The organism is Pseudomonas sp. LBUM1676 (assembly GCF_059695605.1).
The window spans coordinates 4,215,218-4,228,166 of sequence record NZ_CP166777.1; the positions used below are offsets into that span (position 1 = coordinate 4,215,218).

12 protein-coding genes and 1 pseudogene are annotated in these 12,949 nt (G+C 61.0%); 5 read left to right on the forward strand and 8 right to left on the reverse strand.

Features of this window, described 5'->3' with window-relative positions:
* Positions 1–41 precede the first annotated feature (41 nt).
* Positions 42–224: a DUF2783 domain-containing protein gene (locus ACA041_RS19595; protein ID WP_497436084.1), complete on the reverse strand. Its 183-nt coding sequence runs from the start codon at positions 222–224 to the stop codon at positions 42–44.
* Complete coding sequence (locus ACA041_RS19600) at positions 221–1,933, reverse strand: FAD-dependent monooxygenase (protein ID WP_497436087.1); 1,713 nt, start codon at positions 1,931–1,933, stop codon at positions 221–223. Before ACA041_RS19600 ends, ACA041_RS19595 begins: the two co-directional genes overlap by 4 nt.
* 313 nt (positions 1,934–2,246) lie before the next feature.
* Between ACA041_RS19600 and ACA041_RS19605 the strand changes: the two genes are divergently transcribed.
* Positions 2,247–2,918 (forward strand): NADPH-dependent F420 reductase, encoded by a 672-nt coding sequence (locus ACA041_RS19605; RefSeq protein WP_497436089.1) that lies wholly within the window; start codon positions 2,247–2,249, stop codon positions 2,916–2,918.
* Between the two features lie 98 nt (positions 2,919–3,016).
* Here the strand turns inward: ACA041_RS19605 and ACA041_RS19610 are convergent, their stop codons facing one another.
* Positions 3,017–3,973, reverse strand: coding sequence for a threonine dehydratase (locus tag ACA041_RS19610; protein WP_497436091.1), 957 nt, complete (start codon positions 3,971–3,973; stop codon positions 3,017–3,019).
* A gap of 105 nt (positions 3,974–4,078) precedes the next feature.
* Between ACA041_RS19610 and ACA041_RS19615 the strand changes: the two genes are divergently transcribed.
* Complete coding sequence (locus ACA041_RS19615; protein ID WP_497436094.1) at positions 4,079–4,909, forward strand: helix-turn-helix transcriptional regulator; 831 nt, start codon at positions 4,079–4,081, stop codon at positions 4,907–4,909.
* A 106-nt stretch (positions 4,910–5,015) separates the two neighbouring features.
* On the opposite strand, the gene gbdR is transcribed toward ACA041_RS19615, so the two are convergent.
* The gene (gene gbdR, locus ACA041_RS19620; RefSeq protein WP_497436097.1) at positions 5,016–6,107 is read right to left on the reverse strand and encodes a choline metabolism transcriptional regulator GbdR; all 1,092 of its coding nucleotides are present in this window, start codon (positions 6,105–6,107) and stop codon (positions 5,016–5,018) included.
* 114 nt (positions 6,108–6,221) lie between these two features.
* The gene (gene gabP, locus ACA041_RS19625) at positions 6,222–7,628 is read right to left on the reverse strand and encodes a GABA permease (protein WP_497436100.1); all 1,407 of its coding nucleotides are present in this window, start codon (positions 7,626–7,628) and stop codon (positions 6,222–6,224) included.
* Between the two features lie 375 nt (positions 7,629–8,003).
* Here gabP and ACA041_RS19630 point away from each other — a divergent pair, with 375 nt between their 5' ends.
* From ACA041_RS19630 to ACA041_RS19640, 3 genes and pseudogenes are all read left to right on the forward strand, one after another.
* Positions 8,004–8,165 (forward strand): DUF2986 domain-containing protein, encoded by a 162-nt coding sequence (locus ACA041_RS19630; RefSeq protein ID WP_497436103.1) that lies wholly within the window; start codon positions 8,004–8,006, stop codon positions 8,163–8,165.
* A gap of 41 nt (positions 8,166–8,206) precedes the next feature.
* Positions 8,207–8,344 (forward strand): annotated as a pseudogene (locus ACA041_RS19635) (VOC family protein); the annotation flags it as partial.
* Positions 8,345–8,459: 115 nt separating this feature from the next.
* Positions 8,460–8,867, forward strand: coding sequence for a hypothetical protein (locus ACA041_RS19640; RefSeq protein WP_497436105.1), 408 nt, complete (start codon positions 8,460–8,462; stop codon positions 8,865–8,867).
* 142 nt (positions 8,868–9,009) lie between these two features.
* On the opposite strand, the gene ACA041_RS19645 is transcribed toward ACA041_RS19640, so the two are convergent.
* From ACA041_RS19645 to ACA041_RS19655, 3 genes are all read right to left on the reverse strand, one after another.
* Positions 9,010–10,326 carry an MFS transporter gene (locus ACA041_RS19645; protein ID WP_497436108.1) on the reverse strand — a complete coding sequence of 439 codons (1,317 nt, stop codon included), beginning with the start codon at positions 10,324–10,326 and terminating at the stop codon, positions 9,010–9,012.
* Positions 10,327–10,632: 306 nt separating this feature from the next.
* On the reverse strand, positions 10,633–11,850 hold the full coding sequence (locus ACA041_RS19650; RefSeq protein ID WP_497436113.1) for a fumarylacetoacetate hydrolase family protein: 1,218 nt from the start codon (positions 11,848–11,850) through the stop codon (positions 10,633–10,635).
* 32 nt (positions 11,851–11,882) lie between these two features.
* On the reverse strand, positions 11,883–12,938 hold the full coding sequence (locus tag ACA041_RS19655; protein ID WP_497436117.1) for an Ldh family oxidoreductase: 1,056 nt from the start codon (positions 12,936–12,938) through the stop codon (positions 11,883–11,885).
* Positions 12,939–12,949: the final 11 nt, after the last annotated feature.

Genomic DNA, 12,949 nt, shown 5'->3' on the forward strand with positions numbered 1-12,949 from the left:
AGGGTGATCCTGTTTTTGTAATTATTGGCTGGCGCGAGGTTTTACAGGTCCTGCACGGCGCATTCGATCAGTGTGTCGAAGCGCTCGACATCGTTCAGGGCCTCGGCAGCCAGCAGCGCCAGTTTGACCAGAAACAATTCGCTGTCGTTACCGGTACGGTCGATCGCCTCGGCGAGCCGATCATAGACGCGCTCAAGGTCTGCCACGTTCATCAACTGACTCATGGTTGGGTACTCCCGTTGTGGCCAAGGGCCTGGATTAATCCATGGCGCAAACGCTCGGCATCCAGATGCAGCCAGCGGGCGCAGACGTGCTGGTCCGGGCGCGCCAGATAGGCGGCGCCTGGGTGCTGCACGCCATACCGCGCGCTGAACAGATCGTCGGGATCGGCCAGGGTCAGGTCGGCGTGTTGCACCTGACCGACGCCGTTCATGGCGATCGCGATCACCTGTATCGGCAGTCCCTGACGGCGCAAGGCCTCGACCTGGGCAACGACGCCGGCATCGAGCACCGCCGCGTCAGTGAAGCAAATCAAGTGATAAGCGGGCGCCAGCGCGTCGAACAAATAGTGCTGCTCGGCCAGGCGAACATTGAGCAACGGCGCACCGTTGCGCGGCCCGCCGGTGAACAGCAGGTTATCGTCGTGCACCGCGTTAAGTTGCGAATCGGCGTAGTCGTGAGCCCTTGAGGTTCGCCAGTGATACAGCGGGCGCACGAACTCCCGGGTCAATGACAGCGACAGCACCGCATCGCGCAACAGTCGATAGCCGCGACTGGGTGGCGCCATGAACCGCGTGCTCTTGCCTGCCTCTTCAATGATTTCCCGAGCAGCCTTGACCCGTTCGTCGCTGTAGGAAGCCAGTAGTCCGGCACCGGCCACACCTTTGATGTGCAGTGCCAGTTTCCAGCCCAGGTCGTGGCAATCCTGGAACCCGGTATTGGCGCCGCGCACGCCGAAGATCGGCAACAGATGCGCCGCGTCCCCGGCAAAAATCACCCGGTCATTAATGTACTGCGCCAGGGTCAACGCCCGGGCCGAATACACCGAACTCCAATCCAGCTCCCAGACCGGGTTCTCGACGCCGAGCATCGCCAGTTGCGCATTGATCCGCTCATGCAAGGAGTCGGGGTGCAGCGCCTGCTCGGGGGTTTCGTCCGCGGGCAACTGGTAATCGATGCGCCAGATATCGCCGGGCTCGCGGTGCATCAGCACGGTGTTGCCAGGGTTCCACGAGGGGTCGAAAAACGCCAGGCGCTCGGTCGGCAGATCGAGCTTGATGCGGATGTCGGCAATGACGAACCGCCCTTCATAGGACGCACCTTCAAGCTTGAGCCCCAGCAACGAGCGCAGTCCGGAGCGGGCGCCATCAGCGGCCACCACCCAATCGGCCTCCAGTGAATAGACATCGTCCGGGGTATCGACTTGCAACACGGCACGGTCGACGCTCTGCTCGATACCGATGACTTTGTTGCCCCAGCGCAATTCGATCAACGGCTGCGCCTGGGCGGCCTCCACCAGATGTTGCTCGAGGTACTGCTGTTGCAGGTTGGTCATCGGCGCAAAACGATCGTGCTCGTCGACCGGTGCTTCCATGCGAAACACCCGCTGACCGCGGTAGTACGAATTGCCGAAACGCCAGGGCAGGCCTTGTTCGGTCACCGCCTCGGACACCCCCACCTGCTGGAAAATCTCCATGGAACGGCGAGTGAAAACAATCGCGCGACTGCCTTCACAGACTTGCTGCTGAGCCGCCAGAACGGTACTTCTGACCCCGTAGCGCGCCAGTTCGAGCGCGAGCGTCAGGCCAATGGGGCCGGCACCCACGATCACTACGGGCGAGCGATTGACGACGCCTGGAGACGGCACGAAAGCAGGATAAACCTGATAGGGGAAATACAGGGATTGATGGGGTACGACTTGGGGCTGATGCATGGTCCGGTGGCTCCCGGTTTATTGTTGTCGGGGACAGGTCTTGTCTGAGGCCACTCTAAATCCAAGCGCTGAGGTGAATGTCCCCTGCAGGGGACATCTTGCATGCTCGCCAATCATACCTGACAGGTCAATCACCACCTCCGGAACCGACTCAATGCGCTTGGCGCCACAGGCCTCAAGGTCAACGGTGCGAATCTGGTCACACAGAACAATGCCAAGTCGAGACCCGCGAGCCCCGCAAGCGCCTTTCGTTTATACCCAGTCTCTACTACCGTAATTGCACACCCCCTTGTCCAACCCGGGAGCGGAGCGCATGGCCAGGATCCTCTTTCTAACGTTCGCCGCTCTGCTCCTGTGCAGCCAGGCGCTGGCGGACACCTTGAAGATCAGCGTGATCGGCGCCGGTCAGGTTGGCGGGACGCTTGGCACGTTATGGGTGAAGGCCGGGCACTCGGTGATGTTTTCCTCACGCCACCCCGATCAACTGGCGGATTTGGTCAAGGCCGCCGGCCCGAATGCCCAGGCGGGCTCGGTCAGCGATGCCGCGTTATGGGGCGATGTGATCGTGCTGAGTGTTCCCTACGGGGCAATGCCGGCGCTGTCCGAACAGTTGAAGGGCAAGCTGGAGGGTAAAGTGGTGTTCAGCACCAGCAACCCGTTCAGCAGCCGTGACGCAGATGTCGGGCGCAAGGCGCTGGAACAGGGAGTCGCCCTGGCAGACCAGCAGTACTTGCCCGGTGTGCACCTGGTGCGGGCATTCAACGCCATCGGTTATGCATCAATGAAGAGCCAGTCTGGCAAAGGTAAGGCGATTGCAACCTTCGCAGACGACGCCCAGGCCCGTGACATGGGCGCCCGGCTGGTGCGCGACGCCGGATTTGTCCCGGTACTGCTGCCGCTGGCGCGGGCGGATGAAGGATTACCGGGCGGCCCGGCCAGCGGCGTTTTGAGCGAGGCAGAACTCAAGCACAAGCTGGGCTTGTAGCCGCTGCCACAAGAAAAACTGCAAGCGCGTTGGCGCGGATTGACGCGCAAACGCTTGCGGCGCTCGAGCCGGAACCCGAGTACTGACGCCGCCGTCGGTCACCCGATCACGCTCGCATACACCGCCCGGTCGACATTCCCGCCGGACAGAATGACCCCCACCCGTTTTCCCGCCATGGCTTCACGCTCCTGAATGAGCGCCGCCAGGGCCGCCGCGCCGGCCCCTTCCGCCAGGTTGTGGGTATCGGTGTAATACACACGCATGGCCTCGGCAATCTCGCCCTCGCCGACGGATACGATCCGCGCCGCCGCCGTACCGTAGATGGCAAAGGCTTCAGGAATCGGCTTGCGGACGGCGAGGCCGTCGGCAAAGGTATTCGCCGTCGCGGTTTCGCACATTGCTTGCGTTTCAAACGAAAGTTTTGCGGCAGCAGCCTCGGTGGAAACCACGCCCACTACGTGGGTTTTCAGTCCCAGCGCGTCGCGCGCGGCAATCACCCCGCAAATCCCGGAACCACAGCCGATCGGCACGTAGACGGTATGCAGGTCCGGCGCAGCCTTGAACAGTTCCAGCGCATACGTGGCCACGCCCTTGACCAACTCGGTATGGAACGGCGGCACCAGATAGAGGCCATGCAATTGCGCCAGGCGTGCGGCCTCTTCCCGGGCATCATCGAAATCGCGACCCCATTCGACGACCTCGCCGCCGAAGCCGCGCATGGCATGGTTTTTTTCCACCGAGTTGCCCTCCGGCACTACGATCAATGCGCGCAAACCCAAGGCGCGTGCCGCCAGCGCCAGGCTCTGACCATGGTTGCCGCGGGTGGCGGTAACGATGCCCCTGGCGCTGGGGTGCGCGCGTTTGAGCCAGTGCATGAAGGTAATGCCACCACGCACCTTGAAAGCCCCCGTAGGCGTATGGTTTTCATGCTTGACCCACACTGTGCAACCCAACCGTTCCGCCAACAATGGCCAAGGGTACTGGGCGGTGGCAGGCATGACCTGGTACACCTGGTGGGCGGCTTGTTCGATGTCGTCGCGAGTCAGTCTGTGCATGAGCACTCTCCCTGAGGTTTTGCCTAGTCTGGACGCAGTGCCCACGCCCCGGCTTTCAAAAAACCGACCTGACTTTTGTGGCCCGTCTTCACTACTATGGTGTGCATGAACCCTCGAAACCGCCTGCCATCATCGCTCCTGACCGAACCGGTCCGCCGTGTCGAGGCCGGGCCCTGGACGATCGAATTATTGCCCGGCTCCGCCTACGCTGCCCGATACGTAGCGACCCATGCGGCAATCGGCTTTGCCTTCGACAGCCAGCAAGGCCTGCACGCCATCGGCAGCGACCGAGTGCGGCCTTTCGTTGCCACGCCGAACGGCCTGGCGTTTGTCCCTGTCGGGTGTGACGTGTTGTCCGAGTCGGCCGAAGGCGGTGAATATCTGCGGGTCATGCGCGCTGACGGTCTGGCGCTGAGGGGGGATCGGGCATACAACAATCGCATCGATCCGCAGGCTATAAGCCTTGCGCTGCGCATGCGCAACGCGCTGTTGCACGCCTCGATGGATGACGATTGGGAGGCCTGGGGGCTCGCCTTGGCTCAACGGGCCATGGTGCAGGAAGCGTTGCCGGCGCCGACCCAGGGCTCCATCACCGCCCGCCGCATGCGCCTGCTGGATGAATTCATCGACGCGGGTCTTGAAGGTTCGCTGAGCGTGCAGGCGATGGCCGGACTGCTTGAATTGTCCGAGGGATTTTTCATGCGGGCATTCAAGCAGGCAACGGGCAAAAGCCCACATAGTTACCTGATCGAGCGACGACTCGCCAAGGCCCGCGCCCTGCTGCGTGATTCGACAGCCAGCCTGTCCGGCATCGCCCTCGCCTGCGGATTCAACTCCCAGGCGCATATGACGACAGCGTTCAAGCAACGCCTTGGCATCAGCCCGGCGCAATTACGAAAAAATTCGGTGTCCGTACAGGGCTGGGTTATCAGATAGCAGGATAGTTATCGGCGCTGTCAGGCTTGGCAGGCTTGCGCGATTTTGGCGACACCACACCCATGGCCTATCTGCGCAACCTGCGACCAAGGATTCACAACCTTGATCAGGGTTTCACAATCTTGATACTGGCAAATGTCGACTCATCACGTGCCTGATCCAGCAAACTCGCAGGCCTTGCCGACGACAATGCGTGCCCAATCGGTCTTGCGGTCACTTGCGGTTGCGGTTGCGCCGCAAAGCGCTCGTCGCTGGGTGGAATGCCGAAACACTCGCGATAGCACTTCGAGAAATGGGGTGTGGACACAAATCCACAGACCACCGACAACTCTACGATGGAGATCGGCGTTTGCTTGAGCAGCTGACGCGCGCGGATCAGGCGCAGTTTGAGGTAGTACCGCGAAGGCGAGGATTGGAGATATTTCTGAAACAACCGCTCAAGCTGTCGACGGGACAAGTCGACATAATTCGCCAGTTCGTCGAGGTCGATCGGTTCTTCCAGATTGGCCTCCATCAAGGCGACGATTTCCTGCAACTTCGGTTGATGGGTGCCGAGCATGTGCTTGAGGGGCACTCGTTGGTGATCCTGCTCGTTGCGGATTCGCTCGTAGACAAACATCTCGGAGATGGCCGCTGACAGTTCATGACCATGATCGCGACTGATCAGGTGCAGCATCATGTCCATTGGCGCGGTTCCACCGGAGCTGGTGAAGCGGTCCCGGTCGAGCGTAAATAAACTGGAGCTGAGGTTCACTCGCGGAAAGGCTTCCTGCATGGCCGCCAGAAATTCCCAGTGCACGCTGCAATCGAAGCCATCGAGCAAACCTGCCTGAGCCAAGGCCCAACTGCCTGTGCACACGCCCCCGATCCGCTTCGAACGTCGCGCCTGGGCTCGCAACCAGGTGACGTGCTCCCGGGTCACAGCGCTTTGAATGCCAATGCCGCCGCAGACGATCACGGTATCAAGCATCGGTGCGCTATTGGTCGACGAGTCCGGAGTGATCGGCATGCCGTCGCTTGCCCACACCTGCTCGCCCCCCAAGCTGAAAGTGTGCCAACGGTACAGTTCTTGACCGGTCAACTGATTGGCCATTCGTAGAGGCTCTACAGCAGACGCCAGAGAGATCAAAGTGAATTGGTCCAGCAGCAAAAAGCCAATGGTTTGGGGAGGAACGGCCCTGGGGGTGTCGTATGCCATCGAAGATTACTCTCGCAGTGAGCGGTAATGGCCCGTGGCGCCGGCGGTTTTTACCGCCGCGCCACTGCTTGCGCACTGACAGGGTCGCAAGCAGGTTTACGCTGAATAGGCCTGCTATGCACTTTCCGCCGACACCGCCCCCTGCGGCTGCCCATGGTGACGCGTGGTCACAAGGCCGATAAAGGAAATCATTAGCGCCAGGCCGATGGTCGAAGAAACTTCCATACGGTGCTCGGGCGTCACCATCATCACCGACAATGCTGCGCAGATGAACGCGATGACCAGCCAGGTGAGCCAGGGAAATAACCACATCTTGAAGGTCAGCGTGACATTCTGTCGAAGCAGGATCCTGCGCATGCGCAATTGCGACACTGCGATAACCAGGTACACCAGCAAGGCGATGGCACCGGAGCTGGCGAGCAGAAACTGGAACAGTCCGGCGGGCATGAAATAGCTGAACAAGGTCACACCGGCACCCAGTACGGTGCTGGCGATGACCGCCGCCCGCGGCACGCCCGCCGACGACGTCACCTTCAGCGGCTTCGGTGCATCACCGCGCTTGCCCAGCGAGAACAGCATGCGCGAGGAAATATAGATCGAGGAGTTCATGCAACTGGCCACGGCAATCAACACCACCACATCAACCAGTAACTTGGCATGGGGAATGTTCATCAGCTCCAGTGCCCGCTGGTAAGAACCCACGGTCGCCAGCAACGGATCATTCCAGGGCACCACGGAAATGACCACGAAAATGGACAGCAAGTAGAACACGCCGATGCGCCAGATGACCGAGCGTGTGGCTTTGGCGATGTTCTGCGCAGGGTTGCTGGATTCGGCGGCGGCAATGGTCACCGCTTCTGTGCCGATGAAGCTGAACATGATGGTGATGAATGCGCCTACGACCGCTGACAAGCCGTTAGGCGCAAACCCGCCATGTTCCTCCATGAGGCGACTCAACCCGCTGGCTTCGCGCTCGGGTATCCAACCCATCAACACCGCAAAACCAAGGCCGATAAAGCCGATGATCGCCACGACCTTGGCCATCGCAAACCAGAATTCGAACTCGCCGTATTTGGACACGCTGAACAGGTTGGTCACGACCAACAGAATGATCGACAGCAAGGCAAACAACCAGGTATCGATCTGTGGGAACCATTGGTTCAATACATGCCCGGCCGCGAGTGCCTCGATCGGTATCACCAGCACCCAGAACCACCAATAGAGCCAGCCGATGGTGAAGCCGGCCCAACGCCCGATAGCCTGGTCGGCGTAGGTGGAAAAGGATCCGGTATCCGGGTTGGCAACCGCCATTTCCCCCAGCATGCGCATGACCAAAACGACCAACAGACCGGAGAACAGATAAGCCAGCAGTACCGCCGGACCGGCGGCAGCGATGGCATGTCCCGAACCGACGAACAAACCCGCGCCAATTATCCCCGCGATAGACAGCATTGTGACGTGCCGCGGCTTGAAACCCTGTGCCAACTGACCGTTCGAATCTTTGGAGTTCAGGCTATTCATTGTTTTTTTTGTTCTCTGGTGATCGACGTTAGAGCGTGCTGACTGAGGGTCAGGCGATCATCATTTCTTCCTGTTGCCCCTTATCGAAAGCGGCGGTCCTCAGCGCTTCTGAGCATTCCCCATCAGTCATCGCGACTGCGCACTGACCGGAAATGACACGCCACCTTACGCGTCCTGTCTTCAACGCAAATAGCCTGAGCGCGCCACCTGCGAGTCTGATTTCGACATGCACCAACGCGTACCGTCTCTGATGGAAGCAGGTTGATCATCCGCGCGAAGGTTGCACTCGACTCCGCGCAAGAGTTTCATCAGCGACCGTCTGGCTCAATATTCAAGCTGATATCATTCATGGATTAACAAGCTGAGTAGAACACCATGAATCGTCGTAAAAAAATAAAGCAGTTGTTAAAGGCTCACGCCAAAAAGGCCAGTGCCAAACTGGCGCCGCCCAGCAAGTCCAAATACATCAGTAAAGCCGACCGACTGAAACTGGCTGCTGAACCCGGTCAAGACCCGATCATTTCCCCTGAGAGCTGATCTGCGAATCCTGATCGCCCCCGGAATTTGCAGTATGTTTGGGCCAGGTATTTGCGAGAAACCTGCAATCCCCATCCGGGACACGCATCATCTGGTTGCCCAAGCGCTTCGGGCACTTCTCAATCGAGATCCTGGAGCACAAGGCGCTGGAGGCATTTGTCGAGGCCGCGCTTGCCTGAGAGAGGCGGCAGTAACTGTCCGCTTCAAGCCTAGAGTGCCTCTGAGAGTCAGGCTTGAATACCGGATGCGGTGCAGTCCGCCCTTGATTCAAAAAACCATTGAAAAGGAGTTCGCATGAAAACTGATTGGCAACAAATCCGAGAAATGATGAACACTGTCATCGACAGCTGCGAGCAGATCGAAACGGCCGGCTTCACTGAGGCGTATCGCTCCGCGACCGTGGACATCAACGGCGTCGATTGTTCCGTTCATGAGTTTTTAATCAGCGCCTGGACACTCCCGGAGAACATTCGCTACCAGATCATTCGTGAGCGTCATGCAGCCGGGAATGACCTGCCCTATGTTCCTGAAGCAGCCCGCATTCTTGTCTCGATGGCGCAGGCTTGCGCGGAGTTGATCGGGGCAGCCGAGACGGCACCCGCTCGCAAAGCTATTGCGGGAATGAATCATTGGTACAAGGCCTACGCCATACCGCATATGACTACCGCCATCGAGCAGGCAAACAAAAAGTCTGACGCATAGTTCGGGCCTGATACACCGAAGTCAGCAAGGTCTATGCAGGTGTGCGCAATCCCGAAGGCGTCGATATCCAAAAGTCCGTTGCAACACCGCGACCGTCGGCACCGCCTGGGCAAGTGCCGACTGCCGCCGATGACGCAGGCCCTTACTCGGTCACACCAACGATGTGTTCAGGTGCAGGCTCGGCCTCGCTGATCGGCGCGTTGAGCAGCAGGTAATACGCCAGGGCCGAACACAGGGCCACCACCGCGCTGATCATGAACGCGGTATTGAACGAACCCGAGTACTGGATGCTGAAGCCGGTGACGATCGGTGCGACGGAACCGGCGATGTAGCCGCCGAAGTTCTGGATCGAACCGAACGAGGCCACCCGGCGGCTGTCGACGATGGTGTTGACGATCATCCAGGCCGTGGCACTGGCCATGTTGATGCTGAACAGCGCCAGGCACAGCAGGATGATGCAACCGGTCAGGCCGGTGACAAACGACAACGGTACGGTGAACAGTGCGGCCAGCACCAGGCCGGTGATCACGCCGAACTTGCGGCTGGCCAGGATGCTCATGCCACGGCGCACCAGCCTGTCGCAGAAGCGCCCGGCGACGATGGTGCCCACTGCGCCGAAGCCATAGGCCAGCGACACCAGCCACGCGGTCTTGTACAGGTTCATGCCGTGTTCGCGCTCGAAGTAGCCCGGCAGCCAGGTCAGGTGCAGCCACAGCATGTAGATCACGCCCATGAAGCCCAGGACCGCGCCCCAGGTGCTGCGATGCTTGAACAGGTCGAGCCAGCCGGCAAAGTAGGAGACCTTCGGTGCCTGCGGGTCGGCCGCCTGCACTTGTGGCTTGTTCTCGGTCGGCAGCGGTTTGCCCTCAGCCGCGAGCTCGGCCAGGTATTGCGCCTTGCTCTTGTAGAAGGCCAGCCAGCACACGGCCAGGACGATGCCGATCGCGCCGGTGATGATGAACATCCCGCGCCAGCCGAAGTTGACCATGAACAGCGTCAGCAAGGGTGGCGCCAGGCATGGGCCCAGGCAGGTCGAGGACCAGACGATCCCGGTCGGTGTACCGCGCTCGTTGGCATCGAACCATTCGGACAGGGCCTTGGCCGCCGAAGGGAACATCGGTGCCTCGCCAATCCCCAGCAGCACGCGCAGGCCCATGAAGCCGGCGAAGCTGTTGACCATGCCGAACGTCGCCTGAGCCACCGACCAGGCCAGCAACGAAGCGCCCAGGGCGATCTTGCTGCCCAGCCGGTCGATGATCATGCCCATCGGCAACTGCGCAAAGGCGTAGGCGATGGAGAAGGCCGACAACAGAATGCCCATCTGCGAGGGGCTGATCATCATGTCCTTCTGGATCGAGGTATTGGCGATCGACAGCGCACTACGGTCCAGGTAGTTGACGATGCCGATCAACAGCAGGAAGACGACGGTGATGCTTTGATACTTCTTCAGTGGTTTCATCTGATGGCCTTTATTATTGTTTTTTGCAACGGTTTCAATACCGGGCCGATCCGTCATCCGGTGCGATTCTCATCCATGGGTAGCTCCCTGTAGGAGCGAGCTTGCTCACGAAGGTCGTGAACGATAACGCGTCAAACCAGATGCCCAGCGGCGCCCTCGGGTTTTTCGCGAGCGAGCTCGCTCCTACACAGCTCCTTGTAGCAGCGAGCTTGCTCGCGAAGGTCGTGAACGATAACGCGTACAATCACATGCCCCGCGGCGCCCTCGGGTTTTTCGCGAGCGAGCTCGCTCCTACAGTTTCTGGCATCAGGGTTGGCGCGCTGTCACGGCGGCTTCGAGCAGGCCGCGCCGGCTCAGGCTGCCGATCAGCGAGCGCAGGCCGAAGTCCCATCGCGGCGCCTGGTCGCTGGTGGTCACGCGGTTGCACAAGGTACCCAGTTGCGCATTGCTGATCGCCACCAGGTCACCCGGTTTGTGGGTGAAACCGTTGCCCGGCTGGTCGCGGTCCTGCTTGGGGGCGAACAGGGTACCGAGAAACAGCACCAGGCCGTCGGGATATTGATGGTTTTCATTGAGGGTCTGCTGGACCAGGTCGAGCGGGTCGCGGCTGATCTGGCGCATGGAACTGCGGCCTTCCATGATAAACCCGTCCTGGCCTTTGACGCGCAAATCCACTTCGGCGTTACGCACGTCATCCAGGCTGAAGGTCTCGTCGAACAGGCGCAGCAATGGTCCCACCGAAGTGGAGGCGTTGTTGTCCTTGGCCTTGCTCAGCAGCAAGGCGCTGCGCCCTTCGAAGTCGCGCAGGTTGACGTCGTTGCCAAGCATCGCGCCCTGAATGCTACCGTTGCTCGACACCGCCAGCACCACTTCCGGTTCCGGGTTGTTCCAGCTCGACTTGGGGTGAATGCCGATATCGGCACCGTGGCCGACCGCCGACAGCGGCTGGGCCTTGGTGAAGATCTCGGCGTCCGGGCCGATGCCCACTTCCAGATACTGCGACCACAGGCCCTGCTCCACCAGCACCTTGCGCAAGGCTTCGGCCTGGGCCGAGCCCGGAACGATTTGCGACAGGTCGGCGCCGATGCGGCTGGCCAGGGTGTCGCGGATTGCGTCGGCCTTGGCCGGGTCGCCCTTGGCCTGCTCTTCGACCACACGCTCCAACAGGCTGGCGGCGAAGGTCACGCCAGCGGCCTTGACCGCTTGCAGGTCGATCGGCGCCAGCAGCCACGGCAGGTTTTCGTCGCGCCGGCCCGGGTCGCTGTTGTCGAGCAACGCGGGCAACTCGATCAAGGCCTGGCTCAAGGGTAATGCTCGTAGATACGCCACCGGGTCAGCCACTTCAAGCAAGGCCGAGACGGTCGCCACATGGACGCTGATATCGTGTACGGCGCCGGCCTTGACCAGCACCACGGCCGGCCCCTGGCCAGGCAACCAGACGCGTCCGACCCAGCTGCCGGTATTGAAGACAGCGGCGTTGTGGCTCAACGGCAGCGGTGCCTGTGTTGTCGATTCGTTGGTCATGTCTGCACTCTTGTTGTCGTTGTGTAGGGGCGTCAGGAAAGAGCTGGAAGCTGCAACTGCGTGGCGCTCTGGTTGAGGTCATCGATCACCTTCTGCGCCAGGCTCACACCTTCGCGCAGAGCTTGCTCACGCAGCTTCAGGCCGGCCTGGCCCGGCAAGCGCACCGGGCGCTCGGGCTCTACCGGACGGCTGGCCAGGATCAGCTTGCTCAGGAACGACGTTTCGTCGGTGAAGGCTTCCAGCCCGCCGAAGAAACGCGGATCAATCACCACGGCCGTGGCCGAGGCGCCCCACTGGTCCGGAGCGTCCTTGCGCCCATGGCCGGCCAAGCCCGAGGTCAGGGCCTCGACCAGAATCGCCAGGGCAAAACCCTTGTGGCCGAAGGCCTGACCGCCCAGGGGCAGGATGCTGCCCGGCGGCGTGGTGAAGAAGTCGGCCGGATCGTCGCTCAGCTGGCCCTGGTTGCTCATCAGCACCGGGTGCGGCAGCGGGCTGCCGGCATCGCGGCACTGGCCGACCAGGCCCAGGGTCACGGTGGACATGCTCACATCCAGCAGGATCGGCTCGCCGCGGGTCGGGATGCCGGCGGCAATCGGGTTGGGCGTGTAGATCGGGTCGATCCCGCCATGGGCGCACACCAGGCCTGCCGACGGGTCCGAGGAATACACCATGGCCACCAGGCCACGGTCAGTGAAAGGCTTCAGGTAGGCGGCCAGGCAACCGATGTGCGAGGCACGGCGCACTACGGCGATGCCTATGCCCTGCTCCATGGCGCCCTTGGCGGCGCAGTCCAGGGCGCGGCTGACACAATAAGGGCCGAGCACATAGTGGCCATCGAACAGCGCGGAAATACCGCTGTCCGAGACCTGCTCCAGCAACCCGGCACTGGCCTTGACCTGCCCCGAGAGCATGCCGCCGATATAGCGGCTGACCAGGTTGAGGCCGTGGGTGCGATGGCCCAGTAGTTCACCTTCGAGCAGCACCCGGGTCACCACCTGGGCGACCTCGGCATCGGCCCCGGCTTTTTCGAACAGTTGCTCGACGAACGTGGTGAGCGTTTGTGCGTCGTAGCGTTTGCCTTCAGTCATGCTTGCTGCTC

What these genes read in the sequence shown, in the direction of transcription:
- ACA041_RS19595 (WP_497436084.1), bottom strand. Translation starts at nt 224, where the DNA reads ATGAGTCAGTTGATGAACGTGGCAGACCTTGAGCGCGTCTATGATCGG.
- ACA041_RS19600 (WP_497436087.1), bottom strand. Translation starts at nt 1,933, where the DNA reads ATGCATCAGCCCCAAGTCGTACCCCATCAATCCCTGTATTTCCCCTAT.
- ACA041_RS19605 (WP_497436089.1), top strand. Translation starts at nt 2,247, where the DNA reads ATGGCCAGGATCCTCTTTCTAACGTTCGCCGCTCTGCTCCTGTGCAGC.
- ACA041_RS19610 (WP_497436091.1), bottom strand. Translation starts at nt 3,973, where the DNA reads ATGCACAGACTGACTCGCGACGACATCGAACAAGCCGCCCACCAGGTG.
- ACA041_RS19615 (WP_497436094.1), top strand. Translation starts at nt 4,079, where the DNA reads ATGAACCCTCGAAACCGCCTGCCATCATCGCTCCTGACCGAACCGGTC.
- gbdR (WP_497436097.1), bottom strand. Translation starts at nt 6,107, where the DNA reads ATGGCATACGACACCCCCAGGGCCGTTCCTCCCCAAACCATTGGCTTT.
- gabP (WP_497436100.1), bottom strand. Translation starts at nt 7,628, where the DNA reads ATGAATAGCCTGAACTCCAAAGATTCGAACGGTCAGTTGGCACAGGGT.
- ACA041_RS19630 (WP_497436103.1), top strand. Translation starts at nt 8,004, where the DNA reads ATGAATCGTCGTAAAAAAATAAAGCAGTTGTTAAAGGCTCACGCCAAA.
- ACA041_RS19640 (WP_497436105.1), top strand. Translation starts at nt 8,460, where the DNA reads ATGAAAACTGATTGGCAACAAATCCGAGAAATGATGAACACTGTCATC.
- ACA041_RS19645 (WP_497436108.1), bottom strand. Translation starts at nt 10,326, where the DNA reads ATGAAACCACTGAAGAAGTATCAAAGCATCACCGTCGTCTTCCTGCTG.
- ACA041_RS19650 (WP_497436113.1), bottom strand. Translation starts at nt 11,850, where the DNA reads ATGACCAACGAATCGACAACACAGGCACCGCTGCCGTTGAGCCACAAC.
- ACA041_RS19655 (WP_497436117.1), bottom strand. Translation starts at nt 12,938, where the DNA reads ATGACTGAAGGCAAACGCTACGACGCACAAACGCTCACCACGTTCGTC.